The organism is Mycobacterium sp. 852014-52450_SCH5900713 (genome assembly GCF_001667075.1).
In the GTDB taxonomy this organism is placed as follows: Bacteria; Actinomycetota; Actinomycetes; order Mycobacteriales; family Mycobacteriaceae; genus Mycobacterium.
The window spans coordinates 1-22,763 of sequence record NZ_LZIL01000034.1; the positions used below are offsets into that span (position 1 = coordinate 1).

The window sequence follows — 22,763 nt, forward strand, 5'->3', positions numbered from 1 at the left end:
GTTCGCGGTCGTATAACCCCTTGACCGGCCGTCAAAACGGCGGTGGTTCGTCGTCTGGGGGTGCGGGGCCGGTTTGGGTGGCTTGGGTGGTTAAGCGGGTTTGGCGGTTGTGGTGGCGTTCGGTGGCGATGCGCTGGGCCCGGTTGTGGGCGCGGGTGCGGGTGCGCAGCGGCATCATCGCGGTGCGCTCGCCGCAGCGCTGGGGGCCGGCCGCAGGGGCCGGGAGGTCGCCGGTGGGCGCGCACAGGCTGGGGAACAGCAGCGCGCTGCCCGGGGTGGTGACGTAGGTGTGCCCGTCGGGTAGACGCCAGAGGAGGGTGCCATCGGGCAACTGTTCATCGCGCCAGCCCCAGAACGTTTTCAGCAAATGATGCTGGCGGCACAAACATTTCAGGTTCGACGGATGCGTCGGGCCGCCATCGGCGTACGGGATCGTGTGGTCGATATCGCAGTCCACGGCCGGGCGATCACACCCGGGCGCCCGACACGTCAAATCCCGACACCGCACGAAATCGGCCAGCCTGGCCGAGGGCGTGTAGCGCGGTTCGGCTTCGGTCGGGACACTCACCGGCACCAGCGTCGCCGAACCGGCCAACTCGGCCACCACCTCGGCGGGCACCAGCCCCTCCACGCCGGGCACCACCCCGGGGGCCGCGCCGCCCCCGGCGACCGTGGCCGCCTCGGCCACCACATGAATCACCACCGCGCTCGCGGCCGGTGTCCCCGCGGCGCACTCCGACCCCACACACTGACACCCCAACCGATCCGCACCGGCGGCCAGCGCACCCAGCGCATCGGCCCGGCGCTGCCGTGGGGTGCGCGGATCGGCCCCACACACGCTGGCCGCCAACTCATCCAGGCGCCGATCCAGCACCTGCCCGTCGGCGCCGAACACGCTGCCGCTCAGCCACGCCATCCCCGACTCGTTGGCCTGCACATCGACAAACCGATCATCGATGGCCTTTTTGGCCCGGCGCACCGCATCGGCATCCACCACGGCCACAATGCGGTCCACCGCCGCAGCCAGTCCCGCGCGGGTCAGCGACGGGCGCCGTGAGATCAACACCGCCAGCCGCGCATCCACCCGCGCCATCACCTCGGCGTCGGTGATCAAATCGGTGCGAAACACGATCGTCTGAAACGCCCGATAGTCGATACCCCCGGCCTGAAACACCTTGCCCACCTGCGGCAGCCGCTCACGCATCGCCATCGCATACCGCAGATAGCTATGGGCCAACCCCACACTGCAGCCCAACGCCGCACCCACCTGAGCGGCCACCGCATCCCACGCATCAGCCGCCCACTCGGCCCGCTCCCCCGAATCACGGCACCGCAACACCAACAAATCCCCCACCGCCACCAACCGTGTGGCGGCCGCCCGCGCCTCCGCACGCCCCGCCCCGCGCACCCGCGCCAGCAACACCGCCGACTCCGGGGTAGACCGCGACGCCAACGCATACTCGAACATACATTCGATGCTATGCCGGGGGTCCGACAACTTCGGGACGGACGCGAGGCGCCCCGGAGGCAGCCGTCCACCTGGACGGTTTGCGCCGACCCAAACCGGGTACGCACCCCATGCGCTTCGGTCACGACGCGCCGTCGAGACCACCTCGGTTGAAACACACAGCTGGGCGCTTACCAGTTCTCTGGGCAGTCATCGCGAGTCTTCATCGCGCGATGACTGCCTGAGCGTGTTTCGTTTCAGAAGTGAGGTGACGCATGGGCAGGACGGCCCCAGAAGTTTTGTGCGCGCGGCTCCCATGGCCGAAATTCCGACAGTGCTTGCCTCGCAATGCCTCCCGTATGTCCGTGTCGTTCAGTGCGCGGCACCGATCGGCCTGCGCGGGCGAATCAACGAGCTAGGAAGGAAACCCAAATGTTGTTGTTAGGCAACGCAGGACGGCGCGGGGGCGAGGCCCAACAGCTCGCCGAGCGGGCACTGTACGACGTCGCGCACGGTCGCTTCGAGCGCTCGCTGTCCGGGCTGACGGCCATCGCTGCCCTCGTCACGACGGCGGAAATCTATTTCGAGCACTACAAGGCCAGCTTCGGTAACAAGTGGATGTGGAGCCCGATCGTGGTGACACCGCCGGTGGTGGTCGCCGGCATTGGCGGGGTGTTCTCGCGACGCTGGGCCAAGCTCTGGCTGCCGATCACCGCGGGCATCTACACCGCCAACGGCCTGATGGGCGAATACCTGCATGCCCGCGGCGTCGCGCGCAAGCCGGGCGGGTGGAAGAACGCGTCCTACAACGTGCCTATGGGTCCGCCGATCGCGGCGCCCGGGTTGATGTGCATGGTCGGTGGGATGGGGCTGCTGGCCTCGATCCTGCGACGCGAGCGGTTCCGGGGCTGAGCGCGATGGCCGACACCTCGCGCCCCGACCACCTGCCCAACCTGCGCGCGGATCGCAAACCGCCGCACCCGTCCTGGCTGCCCAAGCAACGCCGTGGTGTCACCCCCCAAATGATCGGCCGCTACCCGGATTACGACGTGCTGGAGACGACCGACACCTGGGACGAAGCCACCAGGAAGGTGGTGCTGGCCCGGCTGGAACCGCCCGGCCCGCTGCGGTTCTTCACCGCGGAGGAGGAACCGTGCCTGCGCGCGTTCTGCGACACGGTGCTGGCTCAGGACCGCGAGCCGCGAGTGCCCGTGCCCGAGTCCGTCGATTCCAAGCTCGCCGACGGCCGACTCGACGGCTACCAGTACGCCGACATGCCCGACGACCGCGACACGTGGCGCCTGGTGCTGCTCGGCCTCGACGAGACCGCGTCCAGCCGGTATGGGAAGGCATCGTTCGCCGACGCCGACCCCGACACCCGAGAGGCGATCATCGACCAGTTCTCGCAGGGAGCCTTGGAGGGCGGGACCTGGGAGCGCCTCAACGTCAAACGGGCGTGGTCGGTGTGCATGCGAATGACCTTGTCCGGGTTCTACTCCCACCCGTGGGCGTGGAACGAGATCGGGTTCGGCGGCCCCGCCTACCCGCGCGGGTTCATGCGCCTCGGCGGTGCCACCGGTCCCGCCGCCGCCCGCGAGCCGTTCGAGACCCCGGGCGCCACCGACGAGGACCCGGTCCGCGTAGTCCAACAGGGAGAGTTGTGATGGGCGATCGACTCCGCGGGCTCCTCAGGGGGGCGATCGGACCCAAGGACAACGAATCCCGGTTCCTGCTCGACGTACATTCGCGCGACCTGCCCGGCGAAAAGACCATGCAACGCTACGGCGACGACGACGAGGTCGACCTGGTGGTCGTCGGCGCGGGCGCCGGCGGATCCGTGCTCGCGCAACGGCTGGCCCGGGCCGGCTGGCGGGTGGTGATCCTCGAGGCGGGCCCGTTCTGGCACCCCGACGAGGACTGGGTCTCCGACGAGGCGGGTTCACACTCCCTGTACTGGACGCAGAAGCGCATCATCGGCGGCGACGACCCGATCGAGCTGGGCAAGAACAACTCCGGTCGAGGGGTCGGCGGGTCGATGGTGCACTACGCCGGCTACACCCCGCGGTTCCATCCCAGCGACTTCGACACCTACACCCTCGACGGGGTCGGGGCGGACTGGCCGATCGGCTACGAAGACATCCGCCACCACTACGAGCGGATCGAGCTCGAGTTGCCGGTGGCCGGGCAGAACTGGCCCTGGGGCTACCCGCATCGGTATTCCTTTTCCCCGCACCCGATTTCGGGTGCCGCGGCGAAACTCTGGCGGGGGGCGATGCAGCTCGGCATCGAGATGCGGGTCGGGCCCGTCGGCATCGTCAACGGCACCTTCGGTAACCGCCCGCACTGCATCTACCGCGGCTACTGCCTGCAGGGCTGCAAGGTCAACGCCAAGGCCAGCCCGTACGTGACGCACCTGCCCGACGCTCTGGCCCACGCCGTGGAGATCCGAGCCAACTGCATGGCCGTCCGCGTCGAGCTCGACGAGGCCGGCTCCGCGCGCGGGGTGGTCTACTACGACGAGGCCGGCGGCAGCGAGCGGCTGCAGCGGGCCAAGGTCGTCGCGATCGCCGGGTATTCCATCGAAACGCCGCGCCTACTGCTGAACTCGGCCAGCGAACGCTTTCCGAACGGGCTGGGCAACAACGACGACCAGGTCGGTCGTTACGTGATGGTGCAGGGCGCCACGCAGTCCGCCGGCCGGTGGTCGGAAGAGGTCCGGATGTACAAAGCCCCGCCACCGGAGGTGACCTCGGAGCAGTTCTACGAGACCGACTCCTCGCGCGGGTTCGCCCGCGGCTTCTCCATCCAAACGGTTTCGCCGCTTCCCATCGGCTGGGCCGAACACGTGCTCGCCGACGGGCATTGGGGCCGGGCGTTGCGCGAATACATGCGCGACTACAACCACTGGGCGACCATCGGCGTGCTCAACGAGCTGCTGCCGTGTCCTGACAATCGGGTCACCCTCGCCCAGGAGACGGACGCGTACGGCATCCCGGTGGCCCGGTTCGACTACACGCTGTGCGACAACGACAAGGCCAACATGGCCTACTCCACCAAAGTGATCGGCGACATCCTGCACGCCGCCGGCGCCCAGGACGTGCTCACCATCGAGCGCTTCGCCCACCTGATCGGCGGCGCCCGGATGGGGACCCGCCCGGACAACTCGGTGGTCGACTCCGATCACCGGGTGTGGGGCGTGCCGAACCTGTTTCTGGCCGACGGCTCGGTGTGCCCGACGCAGGGCTCGGCGAACCCGGCGTTGACGATCATGGCGCTCGCCTCGCGGCTCGCCGAACGGATGGCGACCGGAAAGATCGACAGCACCGCCCCGGCGAGGCGGCCATCGGAGGCGGGGGTCCGTGGCTGACCGCACGATCGACATCGAGGCGACCTTCTCGCCGCGGGTGTTGCGCGAATACGCCCTGCTCGCCGATGGTGAGCGGGGTGCCCTGATCGGACCGCAGGGCGACGTCGCGTGGATGTGTGCGCCGCGCTGGGATTCCGACGGCGTGTTCTCGAATCTCATCGGGGGCGGCGGCGTCTACGCGATCACACCGACCGACGTGCGGCACGTGTGGGGCGGCTATTACGAGCCGGGCAGCATGATCTGGCGCAATCGCTGGATCACCCGCGACGGCATCGTGGAATGCCGTGAGGCGCTGGCCTTCCCGGGCGATCCCGACCGGGTGGTGCTGCTGCGTCGTCTCATCGGCTGCCGCGGGACCGCGCGGGTGCGAGTGGTGCTGGCGCCGAGTGCGGAGTTCGGCCGGCACGGACCCGGCGACATGACCGTCGACGGCGGGGCATGGAGCGGAAAGTCGGGACGGCTGCGCTGGCGCTGGCTGGGCGGCTGCGACGTGCGATCGGTGAAGGCGGCCCGCGGCCGCGGCGAACTGCTCACTTGCGAGATCACCGTCGACGAGGGCGATCAGCACGATTTCGTGCTGGAGCTCTCCGAGCGCACTCTCCCCGACCAACCACCCGACGCCGACATTGCTTGGGACGCAACGGAAGCCGCCTGGCGTCGCAGCATTCCCGAGCTGAACTGCACCATCGCGCCCCGCGACGGGCGTCACTCCTACGCGGTGCTGCGCGGGCTGACCAGTAGCGGGGGGGGCATGGTGGCCGCCGCCACGATGAGTCTGCCCGAGCGCGCGCACACCAACCAGAACTACGACTACCGGTACGCGTGGATCCGGGATCAGGTCTACGCCGGCATCGCCGCGGCGACCGTCGGGGCGACCGAGTTGCTCGACCGCGCGGTCGAATTCGTCGGGGCCCGGTTGCTCGAACACGGCCCCGACCTCAAGCCGGCCTACACCGTCACGGGTGACAGTGTGCCCGGCGAGGAGACGCTCGACCTGCCCGGCTACCCCGGGGGTGCCGACAAGGTGGGCAACTGGGTCAACCAGCAGTTCCAGCTCGATGTCTTCGGCGAGGCGCTGCAGCTGCTGGCCTGGGCGGGCAACGCCGACCGGCTCGACGCCGAGGGCTGGCGCGCCGCGCAGACCGCCATCGGCGCGATCGAAAAGCGCTGGCGCGACGCGGATGCGGGCATCTGGGAGATCGATGAAGAGCACTGGACGCAGTCGCGCCTGGCGTGCGTGGCCGGGCTACGCGCCATCGCGAAGGTTTCCGGCGGCGGCCACGAGGTGGCGGCCTGCGCCTCGCTGGCCGACGCGATCCTGGCCGACACCGCGGCCAGCAGCCTGCACCCGCACGGCGGCTACTGGCAACGCAGCCCGCGGCTGCCCGGGGTCGACGCGTCGCTGCTGCTGCCACCCGTGCGCGGCGCCGTGCCCGCCGACGACCCACGCACCCGGGCCACGCTGGACGCCGTCCGCACGCAGCTCAGCCACGACGGGTTCGTGTACCGGTTCCGGCACGACGAGCGCGACCTCGGCGACGCCGAGGGCGCCTTCCTGCTCTGCGGATTCATGATGGCGCTCGCCGAACATCAACTGGGACATGCCCATTGCGCGATGCGCTGGTTCGAACGCAATCGCGCCGCCTGCGGGCCCCCCGGCCTGTTCTGCGAGGAATACGACGTCCGGCAGCGCCAGCTCCGCGGCAACCTCCCCCAGGCGTTCGCGCACGCGCTGATGCTGGAATGCACGGCCACCCTCGCCGACGACGCCGTCCACCATGACTGATTCGACGCAGAAGGAGATTTTGGCGATGACACAGACAGTCGTAGTCACCGGGGCCAGCGCCGGCATCGGCCGGGCCACCGCCCAACTGTTCGGGCAGCGCGGGGCGAACGTCGCCCTGCTCGCCCGTGGGTCCGCCGGGCTGGACGGCGCGGCTCGCGACGTCGAATCCGGTGGGGGCAAGGCGCTGACCATTCCCACCGACGTCGCCGACCACGCGGCCGTCGCCGCCGCCGCCGACGAGACCGAGGCGACCTTCGGCCCGATCGACGTCTGGGTGAACGTCGCGTTCACCTCCGTGTTCGCGCCGTTCAGCGAGATCAGTGCCGAGGAGTTCAAACGCGTGACCGAGGTGTCCTACCTCGGATACGTGCACGGCACCATGGCGGCGCTGGCGAAGATGCGCCCGCGCGACCGCGGCACCATCGTGCAGGTCGGCTCCGCGCTCAGCCAGCGATCCATCCCGCTGCAATCGGCCTACTGCGGCGCCAAGCACGCCATCAACGGTTTCACCGAGTCGGTGCGCTGCGAACTGCTGCACGAGCACTCCAAGGTGCGCATCACGGTGGCCCAGATGCCCGCGGTCAACACCCCGCAGTTCTCCTGGGTGCTGTCGCGGCTGCCGCGCCATCCCCAACCCGTCCCGCCGATCTATCAGCCGGAGGTCGCCGCTCGCGGCGTCGTGTATGCCGCCGATCATCCGGAGCGCAAACAATATTGGGTCGGCGACAGCACCATGGTGACGCTGCTGGCGCAGAAGTTCGTCGCACCGCTGCTGGACCGCTACCTGGGCCGCACCGGTTATGACTCGCAGCAGACCGAGCAGCACGTCGGCCCTGGCCGCCCGCACAACTTGTGGCACCCGCTGGACGAGGAACCCGGCAGCGACCACGGCGCCCACGGCGGGTTCGACGACAAGTCCCACGCGCTGAGCCCGCAGCTGTGGGCGTCGCAGCACCCGGTCGTCAGCGGTACGAGCGCGCTCGGCGCGGCCGGACTGGGCGCGTGGCTCGCCGCACGCCGGTGGACGCGATGAGTCTCGACGCACGCATCGACGAGGTCACCGCACGGGTCTACGAAATCCCCACCGACGCACCGGAAGCCGACGGCACCCTGTCCTGGTCGTCGACCACCCTGGTGCTGGCCGAGGTTGCGGCGGGCGGCCGGCGCGGGATCGGCTACACGTACGCCGACGGCGCGTGCGGCACCCTGATCAACGGGCCGCTCGCCGGCACGATCACCGGACACAGTGCGCTCGACATCGCCGGTCGGTGGCAGGCGACGGTCCGGGCGATGCGCAACAACGGCCGGCCGGGCTTGGTGTCGTGCGCAATCTCGGCGGTCGACACCGCGCTGTGGGACCTCAAGGGCAAACTCCTGGGCCTGCCGGTATGCCGACTGCTCGGCATGGCGCACGACCGGGTGCCGATCTACGGCAGCGGCGGCTTCACCACCTATGACGAGCGCGCCACCCGCGCCCAACTCGAACGCTGGGTGGACGAGTGGAAGATCCCGCGCGTCAAGATCAAGATCGGCGAGTCGTGGGGCTCCGACGAGCGCCGCGACCTTGACCGAATCGCGCTCTCGCGCAAGGTGATCGGCCCGGACGTCGAACTGTATGTGGACGCCAACGGCGCCTATCGCCGCAAGCAGGCCATCCGGATGGCCCACGCGATGGCCGACCACGACGTCACATGGTTCGAGGAACCCGTCTCCTCCGACGACCTGGCCGGGCTGCGGGAGGTGCGCGATCAGGTCGCCCCGGACGTCACCGCCGGCGAGTACGGCTACGACCTGGCGTACTTCAACCGGATGCTCGCCGCGGACGCGGTCGACTGCCTGCAAATCGACGTCACCCGCTGCGGCGGCATCACCGACTGGCTGCGGGCCGCCGCCGTGGCCGCCGCCTACAACGTCGACGTGTCCGGTCACTGCGCCCCCAACCTGCACGCCCACGTGGCCAGCGCGATCCCGAATTTGCGGCACCTGGAGTACTTCCACGATCACCACCGCATCGAACACATGCTGTTCGACGGCGCCCTGCCACCCGACGGTGGGGCGTTGCGGCCGGACCAACAACGGCCCGGGCTGGGCCTCGAGTTCAAGCCCGCTGACGCCGAGCCCTATCGAAAAGCCTGATCCATGAATGGACCCGCCGGAAAGTGGGCATTGATATACGGAGGACATAGTTACGGATCTGAAGGGCAATGCGCGATGACCGTTGACTTTGAAGACGAGGCCGTACGGAGGCGCAATCGGGGGCCCGCCCATGATGGTTCGGCCGACTCGGCGTGTGAGGCGTTCATGTCCGATGCCGTCGACGAACACGACCTCAACGCGGTCGACCTGGTCCTGGGCCTCGGCGAGCCGCAGAGCGTCGGCCGGTTTCGATTCTTCCTGGACGGGCACCGCTGGGAGTGGTCGGACGCCGTCGCCCGGATGCATGGGTACAAGCCGGGACGGGTGCAACCGACCACCGAACTGCTGCTCAAGCACAAGCACCCCGAGGAACGCGAGCGGGTCGCCGCCGTCCTGGAACGCGTGCGGCAGGGCAGGCCGTTCAGCAGTCGCCACCGCATCATCGACACCGGCGGGCGCACGCACTGTGTCGTCGTTGCGGGCGACCGGATGCTCGACGACCACGGCACCCCGATCGGGACGTCCGGCTTCTACATCGACGTCACCGACTCGCTGCAGACCGACATCAACAACGTGCTGTCGGCGGTGGCCGACGCCCGCGCCCGCATCGAGCAGGCGAAGGGCGTGCTCATGGCCGCCTATGGCATCTCCGCGGAGCGGGCGTTCGACATCCTGGTCTGGCGATCCCAGGAGACCAACCTGAAACTGCGCGACCTCGCCAGCCGCTTCCTGGACGCGGTGGCCAGCAAGGCGTCGGCGGAGACCCAGAGCGAAGTCGACCGGGCGCTGCTGACCCTCGAATAGCCGCAGTAGGGTCGGGCCGGTGGCACACCTATTGGGCGCCGAGGCCATCCACCTCGAATACCCGACCCAGTTGGTATTCGGATCGGTCACGCTGGGCGTGAACGACGGCGCGCGCATCGGCATCGTCGGACGCAACGGGGACGGCAAATCCAGCTTGCTGCGGTTGCTGACCGGCCAGTTGCAGCCCGACTCCGGCCGCGTCACCCGCCGCAGCGGATTGCGGGTCGGCGCGCTGAGCCAGGCGGACACCCTGGAACCGCACCACACGGTGGGCTGGACGCTGGTCGGCGATGTGGCCGAACACCACTGGGCCGGTGACGCGCGGGTGCGCGACGTGGTCAGCGGCCTGGTCTCCGACATCGGCTGGGACGCCGCGATATCGACGCTGAGCGGCGGCCAGCGCAGGCGCGTCCAGCTGGCCAGGTTGCTGGTCGGCGAGTGGGACGTCATCGCGCTCGACGAACCCACCAACCACCTCGACATCGAGGGCATCGCCTGGCTCGCGGAACATCTGCGGCAGCGCTGGGCGCGCAATACCGGCGGGCTGCTGCTGGTGACGCACGACCGCTGGTTCCTCGACGAGGTCGCCACCACGACGTGGGAGGTGCACGACGGCATCGTGGAGCCGTTCGAGGGCGGTTACGCGGCCTACGTGCTGCAGCGCGTCGAGCGCGACCGGATGGCCGCCGCCACCGAAGCCAAGCGGCAGAACCTGATGCGCAAGGAGCTGGCCTGGCTGCGTCGCGGCGCGCCGGCCCGCACGTCGAAGCCCAAGTTCCGCATCGAGGCCGCCAACCAGCTGATCGCCGACGTGCCGCCGCTGCGGAACAACGTCGAACTGGCCAAGCTGGCGACCGCCCGGCTCGGCAAGGACGTCATCGACCTGCTCGACGTGTCGGTCGCGTTTGATGGCCACCCGGTGCTGCGCGACGTCGAGTGGCGGATCGCCCCCGGCGAACGCACCGGGATTGTCGGCGCCAACGGCGCCGGGAAATCGACGCTGCTCGGACTGATCGCCGGGAGCATCAAGCCGGACACCGGGCGCGTCAAGCGCGGCAAGACCGTCCAGCTCGCCGTGCTCGACCAGCAGGGTGACGCCCTGGCCGGGCTCGACGACGACCGCATCGCCGATGTGCTGGGCCGGCTGCCCGGCGGATACCAGGTCGAGGGCCGTGAGGTGACGCCCGCTCAACTGCTGGAGCGGCTCGGCTTCGGTAAGGGCCAGCTCTCGGCTCGGATCGGCGAACTCTCGGGCGGGCAGCGGCGCCGGTTGCAGCTGATGCTCACTCTGCTGTCCGAGCCCAACGTGTTGCTCCTCGACGAGCCGACCAACGACGTCGACACCGACATGCTCACCGCCATGGAAGACCTGCTCGACTCCTGGCCGGGCACGCTGATCGTCGTCTCCCACGACCGCTACCTGCTCGAGCGGATCACCGACCAGCAGTACGCCGTTCTCGACGGCCGGTTGCGGCACCTGCCCGGCGGCATCGACGAGTACCTGCGGCTGGCCGCCCACCGGACCGCCCCGCTGGCGGCCGAGCCGCCGCCCGCCGCACCGGAACAGACCATGTCGGGAGCCGAGCGGCGGGCGGCCGAGAAGGAGCTGGCCGGCGTCGACCGCCAACTGGCGCGGCTGGCCGACCGGATCGCGGACAAACACCACGAGCTGGCCGAGCACGACCAGTCGGACCACATCGGCATCGCGCGGCTCACCCGGGAGTTGCGGGCGCTGGAAGACGAGGTGGCGGCGACGGAGAGCCGCTGGCTGAATCTGTCCGAGGCGCTGGAGTGAGTTGCTAGATCCGACCGGGTCGCACCGCGCCGGCATGCCCGCCAGACGCGTATCGCTTTGCGTCAGAGAGTCCGGTGACGGTTCTCCCCGCCGTTAGATATGACGAGCCGTCCAAGGCTTGCAGCCGCGGCGAATGATCCACCGAGATAGGCCTTGGCCATATCCCGAATCGAGACGTCGGCGCGACCCGGGAGCGAGGTCAGCCAGGCGACCGCGTCATCGCGCTCGTCGCCGTCATACACCCGCACCGGGCACGGCATAAACCCGCCGATGCCGCGAGCCGGTGCGCGAATCCAATCGACGTCGCTCAGGACAGCGCAGCCATCGAGCAGCCGCACGTAACGCGACCCAAGTCGAGCGTCCGCCCATAGCGCACCGGGCGTGATGGACTCGAAGTCCGGACCGAATTGGTAGAGCAGCCGCATCCGATGTCCCGCTGCCCGCGCCCGATCGATCAGCGGCGCAAAGACCCGCTCGTAGTCGTCCGTTGTCACTCGCCCGGCCGCCTCCAGGGCTTGAACGCCAGCGGGCATGTCCGAAAGTTCTTTCAGCACAATGGCCCCTCTCAGGCATCGACGGTGAGATCAACGCGCCGTACCGGTTGCCGGAGCTGCCTCCTTAGCCCCTTAGCTAGATGACACGCTAATCTTTCTTAGTGCAACTATTGCATAGTGCAATATTAGCCCTTTCTCGGCAAACGGGAAAGGTGCGCGCATGAGAGCTGGCATCGCGCGCGCGATCACCGGGGGCCCGATCCAGTGGCGCGCCTGATTCGCACCTGGTAGCCGAACGACTCAACTCAGGTGCCGGGGCCGGCTTGAGCGCTCCGGGGGCTGAGCTTGGAGGCGTCTACTCAGCGCCAGCGCAGGAGCACGAAGTCGGAGCTGAATCCCGGGCCCATCGCGAGCATCAGCCCGGGGCTGCCGCCGGGCGGCGGCTTGGCGATGGTGTCACGCAGGATATGCAGCACCGAGGCCGACGACAGGTTTGCGATCTCGCCCAGCGAGCGCCAGGTCAGCTCGAGGGCGTCGGGCGCCAACCCGAGGCTGTTGCCGATCGCGTTGATGACCTTCGGACCGCCGGGGTGCGCCACCCAAGCGCCGACGTCTTCCGTCGTCAGCCCGTGCGCGCCCAGAAACCGGCCAACGTCGCCGGCCAGGTTGCGGTCGATGAGGGTCGTCAGCTCGGGTGACATCGCCAGGTGCAACCCGGTCGAGCTGATGTTCCAGGCCATGATGTGCAGCGATTCGGGATAGAGGCGACTGCGGGAGTCGACAATGTCGGGCCCGTTGGGGCTCAGCCCGTCGGCGCGACGGTCGCCGACGGCGACCACCGCGGCGGCCCCATCGCCGAACATGGCGGTCCCCACCAGGCCCGAGACGGTCGGCTTGACCGCGGGGAAGGTGAGCGAGCACAGCTCGACCGACACCAGGACCGCGACGCCGTCCGGCGCGCCACGCAGGTAGTCGTGCAGTTGGCCCACCCCCGCCGCGCCGGCCGCGCAGCCCAGCCCGAACAGCGGCACCCGGCGCACATCCGGGCGCAGCCCGAGCCGTCCGGCGATCCGCGCGTCGAGCGACGGCACGGCAACGCCGGTGACCGTGGTGGTGGCGATCATGTCGATGTCCTGCGGCCGCAGGCCCGCCTCGTCCAGCGCGCCCAGCAACGCCTCGCAGCCGAGTTCGACGGCGTGTTCGATGAAGACCTCGTTGGCCTCGCCGAAATCGGTCAGTGACGGGTACCGCTCCAGCGGCAGGACCAAGTGGCGGCTGTTGACCTTGGCCGCGGCGTGCAACCGCCTAACGACGTCCTCGTGCTCCTTCAATGCGGGGAATTCGACGATTTGGTCGGTGATTTCGGCCTGACTGTAACGATGCGGCGGCAACGCTCCGAACACGCCCGCGATGACGCTCATGCCCAACCCTCTTGCTTTCGTCCCAGCTCAAAAGGGACTGTCATCAATTCCCGAAGTCTAAGCCGTTCTGAGTAGCCCGGCAAAGATTCCGCGTATTCGACATGTGTTGTATTGCTTGTGGATTCCGTCATTCGGCGTCCTCGTCGTCGCCGGAGTGCAGCGCCATCGCGATCAGCGCGTCGGGGCTCAACGAGTCGATCATGTCGATGACCGGTTCGGCGACAACGCTTTCCGGTTCCCCGGCGAGCAGCAGAAGCTTGTCGAGCAATCCGGTTCTGCGAAGCTCGGCGAGCGGGATGCCGCGCAGCTTTGACCACACCTTCTCCTCGTCCGGTTCATCGTCATCGCCGCGGAACAACTGTCGCCGCAGATGATCGGCCAGCGCAGCGGGGGTGGGATAGTCGAAGATCAGGGTCCGTGACAGCGCCAGCCCGGTGGCCGTCGTCAGCCGGTTACGCAGTTCGACGCCGGTCAGCGAGTCGAACCCGAGGTCGGCGAAGGCACGATGGCGGTCGATGGCGCGGCCGTCCGGATGCCCCGACACGGCGGCCGTGTGCTCGCAGACCAGTTCGGCAAGCCGGCTGTGCTGCTCCGCGGGGCCCAGGGCGTGCAATTGTTCGGCCAGGCCCGGCGACCGGGTTGCCTTGGCGGGCAACGCATTATGCTCCCCACCGAGCCAGAATCGTTGGCGGGCAAAGCCATACGTCGGCAGGTCGACCCGGCGCGCGTGCGAGCCGACGAACACGGCCGGCCAGCTCACGCCCACTCCGGCGGCGAAGAGCCGGCCGGCCGCGTTGAGCAACGATTCGATCTCGGGGGCGTCCTTGGGCACGGTGACCACCGAGAGCGGCCGCTCGGTGGTCAGCGACTGGTCGACCGCCGCGCTCAACCCGCCGCCCGGACCCACCTCGACGAACGCCGTCACTCCCAGGGCCTCGGCGGTGCGCACGCCGTCGAGGAAACGCACCGGCCGGCGCACGTGCTCGACCCAGTACCGCGCCGACCCGTAGCCGGATCCGGCCGGCTCGCCGGAGACGTTGGACACCAAGCGGATTCGTGGCTGTCGCGGCTGGATGTCGGCCACCCGATGCGCGAATTCCTCGAGCATCGGCTCCATCAACGCCGAATGAAACGCGTGCGAGACCGCCAGCCGGTGCGTCCGCCGTCCGCTGCCCGCCAGCCGGTCGGCCACGGCGCCCACCGCGGCCCGCTCACCGGACAGGACCACCGAATTGGGGCCGTTGACCGCCGCGATGCTCACGCCGTCGTTCAGCAGCGGCGCGACCTCGGCCTCGCCGGCGCTCACCGCCACCATCGCCCCGCCGACCGGCAGTGCCGCCATCAATTCGCCGCGGACCGCCACGATGCGCGCCGCGTCATCCAGCGACAACACGTCCGCCACGCACGCCGCGGCGATCTCCCCCACCGAATGACCCAGCACCACATCGGGTGTCACGCCCCAGGACCGCCACAAGGCGGCCAGGGCGACCTCGAGCACGAACAACGCGGGCTGCGCGAACTCCGTGCCCTGCAACAGCTCGGCGTCGGCTCCCCACATCACGTCGCGCACCGGCGACGGCAGGTGGGCGTCCATCGCCGCTGCGGCCTCGTCGAAAGCCCGGGCGAAGGCCGGAAACCGTTGATGGAGTTGGCGGCCCATTCCCGGCCATTGCGAGCCTTGGCCGGGGAACACGAAGGCCGTCTGGCCCGTCGGTCCGGCCCTGCCCACCGCCACACCGGGGGCCGGTCCCCCGGCCGCCAGCCCGGCCAGGCCGCGCGCAAGCGCGTCGCGATCGTGGCCCACCAACACCGCCCGATGCTCGAACACCGAACGCGTCGTCGCCAACGACCAGCCCACGTCCGCCGCCGTCACCCCCGAGTGGACCACCCGCTCCGCCAGCCGGCTCGCCTGGTTGGCCAGGGCCTGCTCCGAGCGGGCCGACAGCACCCACGCAACTGACCCGTCACGCACCTCATCGGGCGGATCCGGTTGCGCGGGAGCCTGTTCCACGATGACGTGCGCGTTGGTGCCGCCCATGCCGAACGACGACACCCCGGCGCGGCGCGGACGGGCCGCCGCCGGCCAGCGCAGCGCGTCGACGTTGACCCGCAGGTGTTCGAGGTCGGGATTCGCTTCGGCGTAGTTGAGGCTCGGCGGCAGCACCGAATGCCGCACGGCCAGCACGGTCTTGAGCAGGCCAGCGATTCCCGCGGCGCCCCCGACGTGGCCGATGTTGGTCTTGACCGACCCCACCTGCACCGGATGCTCGCGCGCACCGAACACCTCACCCAGTGCCCGGGCCTCGACCGCGTCGCCGACCTTGGTGCCGGTGCCGTGGGCCTCGACGTAGTCGATGTCGGCGCTGCCCAGACCGGCGGCGGCAAGCGCCCGCCGGATCACGTCGGCCTCACCGGAAACAGAGGGCACCGTCTGGCCGGCGGCGCTGTGCCCGGAGTTGGTCACCGCGCTGCCACGGATGACCGCGTGAATGCGGTCGCCGTCCCGCAGGGCGTTCGGCAGCGGCTTCAGCAGCACCAGTCCCCCGCCCTCGCCGCGGACGTAGCCGTCCGCGCGGCGATCGAACGCGTAGGTGTGTCCCGACGTCGACAGTGCGCCGAATTCTCGTTCCAGCATTGCCGTTTCGTTGGCCAGGTTGAGATGAACCCCGCCGGCTATCGCCAGCGCCGACTCGCCCGCGCGCAGGCTTTCGCAGGCCAGGTGCACGGCGACCAACGAGGACGACTGACCGGAGTCGACGGTCATGCTGGCCCCCTGCAACCCGAAGGCATACGAGACCCGGTTGGCGATCATCCCGCGGCTGATGCCGGCGAACGAGTGGTGGTCGAGGTTGTCGGCGATATCGCGCAGGGTGAGGACGGCGTAATCGTCGGCCATCGCCCCGAAGTACACCGAAATCGCGGTTCCGCGCACCGTTTCGGGCACCACGAACGCGTCCTCGAAGGCTTCCCACGTCAGTTCGAGCGCCAATCGTTGCCGGGGGTCCATCGCGGACGCCTCGCGCGGCGAGAGGTTGAAGAAGTCGGCGTCGAACTCCGCGACGTCCCCGGGCAGTTGCGTCGCCTCGCGGCCCTCGCGGATGAGATCCCAGAACTCACGCGGGCTTGCCGCGCCGGGGAATCGGCAGGCGAGTCCGATGACCGCGACGTCCGTCATGCTAGGGGCCCATCTCTTCGTCGAGGATGGCGAATAGCTGGCTTTCGGTGGCGGTGGCGATGTCGTCGTCGAACGGGTCGTCGGGGTGCTGCAGGTAGGGGACTTCCGCCGGGCCGGTGAGGGTGTTCAGCAGGCTCTCCAGCCGGCTGGCGAGCTGCGCCTTGTCGCCGGGGCTCCAGTCGGACCGGCCGAGCAGTGTCTGCAATTCGCGGGCCACGTCGTTGAAACGGGCCATGCGGTCGGGCGGCTCGCCGCTTGCCCCGGTGGTCAGCTGGCCGTCGAGGTGCTCGGCCAGGGCCGCCGGGGTGGGGTAATCGAAGATGAGCGTGGGCGAAAGGGTAAGTCCGGTCGCGATTTTGAGCCGGTTGCGCAGCTCCACCGCGGTCAGCGAGTCGAAGCCGAGGTCTTGAAAGGCCTGCTCGCCGCTGACGTCCGCGGTGCTGTGGCCCAACACCGTGGCGGCGTTGGCGCAGACGAGCTCCACCAGCTCGCGCCGCCGCTGGTCGGGGGCCAGGCCTTCGAGCCGCGCCCGCAGGCCCGTCAGCGACACCATGTCGGTGGGGTCGAGGACCCGCCGCGCCCGCCGGGTGGCCAGCTGGCTCAACAGCGGCGGCAGCGCGGCGCCGGCGTGCGCCAGCGCGGCGGTATCGAGGCGGGTGGCCACGACGACGGGCGGCTCGGCCAGCAGCGCGGCGTCGAGCAGGTCGAGCGCCTGGCGCGTGGACAGCGGGACCAGCCCGGCGCGGCTCATCCGCGCCTTGTCGCGGTCGCCGAGGTTGCGGGTCATGGCCGACTCCTGTTCCCACATCCCCCAGGCGATCGACAGGCCGGGCAGCCGGTGGGCGTGGCGGTACGCCGCCAGGGCGTCGAGGAAGCTGTTGGCGGCCGCGTAGTTGCCCTGACCCGGGGCGCCCACGATCCCCGCCATCGACGAAAACATCACGAACGCCGACAGATCCAACTCCCGGGTCAGCTCGTGCAGGTGCCACGCCCCGTCGACCTTGGACCGCAGCACCGTGTCGATGCGCTGCGGCGTCAGCGACGCGATCACCGCGTCGTCGAGCACCCCGGCGGCATGGAACACGCCGCGCAGCGGGAAACGCGCCGGTATCTGTGCCAGCAGGCGCGCCACGGCGTCGCGGTCGCCGACATCGCAGCCGATCACCGACACCTCGGCCCCCGCCTCGCGCAGCTCGGCGACCAGCCCGGACAGCCCTTCGGTTCGCTCACCGCCGCGGCTGACCAACATGACGTGCGGCACGCGATAGCGTTCGACCAGGTGACGGGCCACCGCCGAGCCGGCCATGCCGGTCCCTCCGGTGATCAATGCGGTGCCGCCGGCCAGCCCGTCGGGGCCGTCGGGCATCGTGAGCACGACCTTGCCGATGTGGCGGGCCTGGCTGACGAACCGATAGGCGTCGGCGGCGCAACGCACATCGAAGGCCTTGACGGGCAATGGCTTCAGAGCCCCGGCCGCGAACAACCGCAGCAATTCCGCGGACATCTCCGCGATGCGGTCCGGGCCCGCCTCCATCAGATCGAACGCGCGGTAGGTTTGCGCGATCGCGCCCGAGTCGCGCAGGTCGGTCTTGCCCATCTCGATGAAGCGCCCGCCGCGACTCAACAACCGCAACGAGGCGTCGGTGAACTCACCGGCCAGCGAGTTGAGCACGACGTCCATACCGGCGCCGCCCGTTGCGGCGGAGAACTTTTCCTCGAAGTCCAGCGTTCGCGAGTCCGCGATGTGGTCGTCGTCAAAGCCCATGGCGCGCAGGGTGTCCCACTTGCCGCGGCTGGCCGTCGCGAAGACCTCCGCGCCCCAATGCCGGGCCAGCTGCACCGCCGCCATGCCCACCCCGCCCGTGGCGGCGTGCACCAGTACCCGCTCGCCCGCCCGCAGGCCGCCGAGGTCCGACAGCCCGTAAAACGCCGTCAGGAACACCACCGGCACGCCGGCCGCCTCGGCGAACGACCAGCCCGGCGGCACCCGGGTCACCAGCCGCCGATCGACGGCCGCCTCCGACCCCGTCAGACCCAGGATGCCCATCACCGCGTCACCGACGGCCAAATCGGTGACACCGGGGCCGATCTCGGTCACCAGTCCGGCGCCCTCGGCGCCCAGCTGCGCGAGACCCGGATACATGCCCAGGGCCACCAGCACGTCGCGGAAGTTCACCCCGGCCGCGGCCACCGCCACCCGCACCTGGCCGGCGGCCAGTTGCGCCGGCGGCCCGGATACCACCGCCAGGTCCTCCAGCGTCCCGGCGTCACCGGCGGCAAGCCGCCAGACCGACGGCGCTTCGGGCAACCGCAACACCGGGTGCGCCTTGATCGGCTTCAGCCGGGCACCGTAGGCGACGCCCTCCCGCACGATCAATTGCGTTTCACCGCAGCCGATTACGGATCCCAGTTCGACGGACCCATCGGAGTCGACCAGCACCGCCCGGCCGGGATGCTCGGCCTGCGCCGACCGCACCAGCCCCCACACCGCCGCACCGGCCAGGTCCGACACGTCCTCACCGGGCAGCGCGACCGCCCCGCGGGTCAGCACCACCAACGGTCCGGACCCGTCGCCCCGGGACTGCAACACGCCCAACGCCTCATGCGTGGCGGCGTGGACCGAGCCGACCACGCCCGGGCCGTTCGCGGGCGGCTGCCAAACCTCGGGGGCCGCGTCGCTGCCGTTGTCCGACAACGGAACCGGTGACCACACCGCCTCCAGCAGTTCGCCGCCACCGGCGCGCGCCGCGGCGGCCGCCGACAGCTGCGCGGCCGAGACAGGACGCGTCACCAGCTCGCGGACCGACAGCACGGGCAAACCCGACGAGTCGGCCACCTCGACCGACACGGCGCCCTTGCCCACCGGCGCCAGCCGCACCCGGACCCGCGACGCCCCGGCCGCGTGCAGACACACCCCTTGCCAGGAGAACGGCAGGACGGTCTCGGCCCGCTCGTCGGCGACCCCCAATGCGTGCAGGGCCGCGTCCAGCACCACCGGATGAATCCCGAAGCCGCCCACCGTCACACCGGCGTGCTGCGGGGCCTCGACCTCGGCGTAGGTCTCTTCGCCGCGGCGCCACACCTTCCGCAGGCCGCGGAAGGCCGGGCCGTACCCGTAGCCGCGCGCCGCCAAATCGTCGTAGGCGCCGGACACGTCGACGGCCGTGGCACCGACCGGCGGCCACACCGACAGATCGGCGTCCGGCTTGGGCGAGGCTTGGCTCAACACACCCTGGGCATGCAGCGTCCACTCCGGGCCGGCCTGCGAGTACACCGCGGCCGCCCGGGATCCGACCTCGCCGGCGGTGTCCACCACCACCTGCACGCGCACCGAGCCGCTGCTCGGCAGCGGCAACGGGGCCGACAGCGTCAGCTCCTCGATCACCGGGCAGCCGACCTCGTCGCCGGCCCGCAGCATCAGCTCCACGAACCCCGCGCCCGGGAACAACACCGTCCCGGTCACGGCGTGATCGGCCAGCCACGGCTGAGCCGCCGTCGACAGCCGGCCCGTGAGCACCACGCCGCCCGAATCGGGCCGCTCGACCACCGCCCCCAACAGCGCATGCTCGGCGGCGACCAAACCCAGGCTCGCGGTATCCCGGGCGCCCACCGAATCGGCGGACAGCCAAAACCTGCGCCGCTGAAAGGCGTACGTCGGCAAACCGACCCGGTGCGCGTCCAGGCCATCGAACACCGCGGTCCAGTCCACGTCGGCGCCGGAGGCGAACAGCCGCCCGGCCGCCAGCAGCAGCGACGCGACTTCGGGGCGGTCCTTGGCCATCGACACCGCCGAAACGGCCGGCTCGGCCGCCAGGCACTGTTCCACCGCGGCCGTCAACGCCGCGCCAGGCCCCACCTCCACAAACGCACCGGCGCCCAGCGATTCGGCCGACCGCACCCCGTCGACGAACCGCACCGCCCGGCGCACATGCTCGACCCAGTAGTCGGCGGACCCGTATCCGGGTCCGGCCAATTGCCCGGTCACGTTGGAAATCAAGTCGATTCGCGGCGCACCGGGCGACACCCCGGCCAGCAACGCGGAGAACTCCTCGATCATGGGCTCGATCAGCGGCGAGTGGAACGCGTGCGAGACCGCCAGTCGCCGCACCCGCCTCCCGCAGTCGGCCAGCCGATCGGCCGCGGCCGTCACGGCGGCCCGCTCGCCCGACAGCACGACCGCGTCGGGACCGTTGACCGCCGCGACGCTCACGTTGTCGTTCAGCAACGGTGCGACCTCGGCCTCGGTGGCCGTCACCGCCACCATGACCCCGCCCGCCGGCAGCGCCGCCATCAACCGTCCGCGGGCCGCAACCACCCGCGCGGCGTCTGCCAGCGACAGCACCCCGGCCACGCAGGCCGCGGCGATCTCCCCCACCGAATGGCCGATCACCACATCGGGGGTCACCCCCCAGGACTGCCACAGTGCCGCCAGGGCGACCTCGAGCACGAACAACGCCGGCTGGGCAAATTCCGTGCTCTCCAACAACTCCGGGTCGGTGCCCCACATCACGTCGCGCAGCGGCAGCCGCGCATGGGCATCCACCGCAGCCACGGCCTCGTCGAAGGCCTCGGCGAACACCGGCAAGCGCCGATACAGTTCCCGTCCCATCCCGAGCCGCTGCGACCCCTGACCGGGAAACACGAACGCGCGCTTGCCGACCGGGCGGCTGCGCCCGATCACCACGCCGGGGCCCGGTTCCCCGGACGCCACCCCGGCCAGCCCGGCCGTCAGGGTGTCGCGATCGCTGCCCACCAGCACCGCGCGGTGCTCCAGGGCCGCCCGCGTGGTGGCCAGCGACCAGCCCACGTCCACGGCACGCAGGTCCGGCTCGGCCTCGACGTGGGCCAGCAACCGCCCCGCCTGGGCGGCCAACGCGTCGGCCGACCGGGCCGACACCAGCCACGGGATCACCGCATCCTGGCGATCGCCATGCGGCGCAACATGTTCCGGCTCCGCCGGCGGCTGCTCGACGATCACGTGGGCATTGGTCCCGCTGATCCCGAACGACGACACCCCCGCGCGGCGATGCCCGTCCCGCGCCGGCCACGGCTGGGGTTCGGTCAACACCGACACCGCACCCGCCGACCAATCCACGTGCGGCGACGGCACATCCACGTGCAGCGTCTGGGGCATCACCCCGTGCCGCATCGCCTGCACCATCTTGATCACCCCGGCCACTCCGGCCGCGGCCGACGTGTGACCGATGTTGGATTTGATCGATCCCAGCCATAGCGGCCGGTCCGCGGGCCGGTCCTGCCCATAGGTCGCCAGCAGGGCCTGGGCCTCGATGGGGTCGCCCAAAACCGTTCCCGTGCCGTGGCCTTCGACCACGTCGACGTCCGCCGCGGTCAACCCGGCGTTGGCCAGTGCGGCGCGGATCACCCGCTGCTGCGACGGCCCGTTGGGCGCGGTCAGTCCGTTCGAGGCGCCGTCCTGGTTCACCGCCGAACCGCGCAGCACCGCGACCACCGGATGGCCCAGCCGCCGCGCGTCGGCCAGCCGCTCGAGCACCAGGACCCCCGCGCCCTCCGACCACGACGTCCCGTCCGCGGCGCCGGCGTACACCTTGCACCGGCCGTCCGGGGCCAGTGCCCGCTGCCGGCTGAACTCGACGAACGCGGCGGGCGTCGCCATCACCGTCACACCACCGGCCAGCGCCAGGTCGCACTCCCCGGAACGCAACGACTGCGCCGCCAAATGCATGGCCACCAACGACGACGAACACGCCGTATCCACCGACACCGCGGGGCCTTCCAGGCCCAACACGTAGGACACCCGGCCCGAGGCGACGCTCAGGGTGGAGCCGGTCAGTCCGTAACCCTCCAGCTCGCCCTTCACCTCGCCGCCGTAGCCGGCGTGGATGACACCGGCGAACACTCCAGTCGCCGAGCCGCGCAGCCCCAGCGGGTCAATACCGGCCCGCTCCAACGCTTCCCACGAGATCTCCAGCATCAGCCGCTGCTGGGGATCCATCGCCAGGGCCTCGCTGGGCCCGACCCCGAAGAATCCGGCATCGAAGTCCGCCGCGTCGCGCAGGAAGCTGCCTTGGCGGGTGTACATCTTGCCGGCCGCGTCCGGGTCCGGGTCGTACAGTCCCTCGACATCCCACCCGCGGTCCGCCGGGAAGTCCGACACCGCGTCGCGCCCCTCGTTCACCATTTCCCACATTGCCTCCGGCGAATCGACCCCACCCGCGTAGCGGCACGCCATGCCCACCACCGCGATCGGTTCGGACAGCCGGCCTTCCAGCTCCGAGACGCGTCGCCGCGCCCGCCTGAGATCCGCCGTCAGGCGCTTCAGGTAATCGACGTGCTGCGTGGTATCCGGCATCGTGGTC

Annotated in this window: 13 protein-coding genes; 8 read left to right on the top strand and 5 right to left on the bottom strand. The window is 70.3% G+C overall.

All coding sequences use genetic code 11. The features are described from left to right. Positions 1-31 precede the first annotated feature (31 nt). Positions 32-1,468 (bottom strand): HNH endonuclease signature motif containing protein, encoded by a 1,437-nt coding sequence (locus tag A5773_RS08910; protein ID WP_067790562.1) that lies wholly within the window; start codon positions 1,466-1,468, stop codon positions 32-34. 411 nt (positions 1,469-1,879) lie between these two features. Here A5773_RS08910 and A5773_RS08915 point away from each other — a divergent pair, with 411 nt between their 5' ends. The 8 genes from A5773_RS08915 to A5773_RS08950 all read left to right on the top strand — a co-directional run bounded on the left by A5773_RS08915 (position 1,880) and on the right by A5773_RS08950 (position 11,335). After that, positions 1,880-2,359 (top strand): hypothetical protein, encoded by a 480-nt coding sequence (locus tag A5773_RS08915; protein WP_066953071.1) that lies wholly within the window; start codon positions 1,880-1,882, stop codon positions 2,357-2,359. 5 nt (positions 2,360-2,364) lie between these two features. Next, on the top strand, positions 2,365-3,111 hold the full coding sequence (locus A5773_RS08920) for a gluconate 2-dehydrogenase subunit 3 family protein (RefSeq protein ID WP_066953073.1): 747 nt from the start codon (positions 2,365-2,367) through the stop codon (positions 3,109-3,111). Continuing rightward, entirely contained in the window at positions 3,111-4,814 is a 1,704-nt protein-coding gene (locus A5773_RS08925) for a GMC family oxidoreductase (protein WP_066953075.1), read from the top strand. The genes A5773_RS08920 and A5773_RS08925 overlap by 1 nt, the downstream gene beginning before the upstream one ends. Further along, positions 4,807-6,600 carry a glycoside hydrolase family 15 protein gene (locus A5773_RS08930; protein WP_067265049.1) on the top strand — a complete coding sequence of 598 codons (1,794 nt, stop codon included), beginning with the start codon at positions 4,807-4,809 and terminating at the stop codon, positions 6,598-6,600. The genes A5773_RS08925 and A5773_RS08930 overlap by 8 nt, the downstream gene beginning before the upstream one ends. Positions 6,601-6,625: 25 nt before the next feature. Continuing rightward, positions 6,626-7,633 (top strand): SDR family oxidoreductase, encoded by a 1,008-nt coding sequence (locus A5773_RS08935; RefSeq protein WP_066953080.1) that lies wholly within the window; start codon positions 6,626-6,628, stop codon positions 7,631-7,633. Beyond that, complete coding sequence (locus A5773_RS08940) at positions 7,630-8,736, top strand: enolase C-terminal domain-like protein (RefSeq protein ID WP_066953321.1); 1,107 nt, start codon at positions 7,630-7,632, stop codon at positions 8,734-8,736. Before A5773_RS08935 ends, A5773_RS08940 begins: the two co-directional genes overlap by 4 nt. A gap of 75 nt (positions 8,737-8,811) precedes the next feature. Continuing rightward, complete coding sequence (locus A5773_RS08945; RefSeq protein ID WP_066953082.1) at positions 8,812-9,540, top strand: PAS and ANTAR domain-containing protein; 729 nt, start codon at positions 8,812-8,814, stop codon at positions 9,538-9,540. A 19-nt stretch (positions 9,541-9,559) separates the two neighbouring features. Next, a complete protein-coding gene (locus A5773_RS08950) occupies positions 9,560-11,335 on the top strand; it encodes an ABC-F family ATP-binding cassette domain-containing protein (RefSeq protein ID WP_066953084.1) in 1,776 nt (591 codons plus the stop codon). A 62-nt stretch (positions 11,336-11,397) separates the two neighbouring features. Here the strand turns inward: A5773_RS08950 and A5773_RS08955 are convergent, their stop codons facing one another. The 4 genes from A5773_RS08955 to A5773_RS08970 all read right to left on the bottom strand — a co-directional run bounded on the left by A5773_RS08955 (position 11,398) and on the right by A5773_RS08970 (position 22,756). Then, a complete protein-coding gene (locus A5773_RS08955) occupies positions 11,398-11,868 on the bottom strand; it encodes an STAS/SEC14 domain-containing protein (protein WP_231989256.1) in 471 nt (156 codons plus the stop codon). A gap of 320 nt (positions 11,869-12,188) precedes the next feature. Beyond that, positions 12,189-13,250: a type III polyketide synthase gene (locus A5773_RS08960; RefSeq protein ID WP_066953088.1), complete on the bottom strand. Its 1,062-nt coding sequence runs from the start codon at positions 13,248-13,250 to the stop codon at positions 12,189-12,191. A 127-nt stretch (positions 13,251-13,377) separates the two neighbouring features. Then, the gene (locus A5773_RS08965) at positions 13,378-16,425 is read right to left on the bottom strand and encodes a type I polyketide synthase (protein ID WP_067265047.1); all 3,048 of its coding nucleotides are present in this window, start codon (positions 16,423-16,425) and stop codon (positions 13,378-13,380) included. A gap of 1 nt (position 16,426) precedes the next feature. After that, the gene (locus tag A5773_RS08970; protein ID WP_067790565.1) at positions 16,427-22,756 is read right to left on the bottom strand and encodes a type I polyketide synthase; all 6,330 of its coding nucleotides are present in this window, start codon (positions 22,754-22,756) and stop codon (positions 16,427-16,429) included. Positions 22,757-22,763 lie beyond the last annotated feature (7 nt).

What these genes read in the sequence shown, in the direction of transcription:
- A5773_RS08910 (WP_067790562.1), bottom strand. Translation starts at nt 1,468, where the DNA reads ATGTTCGAGTATGCGTTGGCGTCGCGGTCTACCCCGGAGTCGGCGGTG.
- A5773_RS08915 (WP_066953071.1), top strand. Translation starts at nt 1,880, where the DNA reads ATGTTGTTGTTAGGCAACGCAGGACGGCGCGGGGGCGAGGCCCAACAG.
- A5773_RS08920 (WP_066953073.1), top strand. Translation starts at nt 2,365, where the DNA reads ATGGCCGACACCTCGCGCCCCGACCACCTGCCCAACCTGCGCGCGGAT.
- A5773_RS08925 (WP_066953075.1), top strand. Translation starts at nt 3,111, where the DNA reads ATGGGCGATCGACTCCGCGGGCTCCTCAGGGGGGCGATCGGACCCAAG.
- A5773_RS08935 (WP_066953080.1), top strand. Translation starts at nt 6,626, where the DNA reads ATGACACAGACAGTCGTAGTCACCGGGGCCAGCGCCGGCATCGGCCGG.
- A5773_RS08940 (WP_066953321.1), top strand. Translation starts at nt 7,630, where the DNA reads ATGAGTCTCGACGCACGCATCGACGAGGTCACCGCACGGGTCTACGAA.
- A5773_RS08945 (WP_066953082.1), top strand. Translation starts at nt 8,812, where the DNA reads ATGACCGTTGACTTTGAAGACGAGGCCGTACGGAGGCGCAATCGGGGG.
- A5773_RS08955 (WP_231989256.1), bottom strand. Translation starts at nt 11,868, where the DNA reads ATGCCCGCTGGCGTTCAAGCCCTGGAGGCGGCCGGGCGAGTGACAACG.
- A5773_RS08960 (WP_066953088.1), bottom strand. Translation starts at nt 13,250, where the DNA reads ATGAGCGTCATCGCGGGCGTGTTCGGAGCGTTGCCGCCGCATCGTTAC.
- A5773_RS08965 (WP_067265047.1), bottom strand. Translation starts at nt 16,425, where the DNA reads ATGACGGACGTCGCGGTCATCGGACTCGCCTGCCGATTCCCCGGCGCG.
- A5773_RS08970 (WP_067790565.1), bottom strand. Translation starts at nt 22,756, where the DNA reads ATGCCGGATACCACGCAGCACGTCGATTACCTGAAGCGCCTGACGGCG.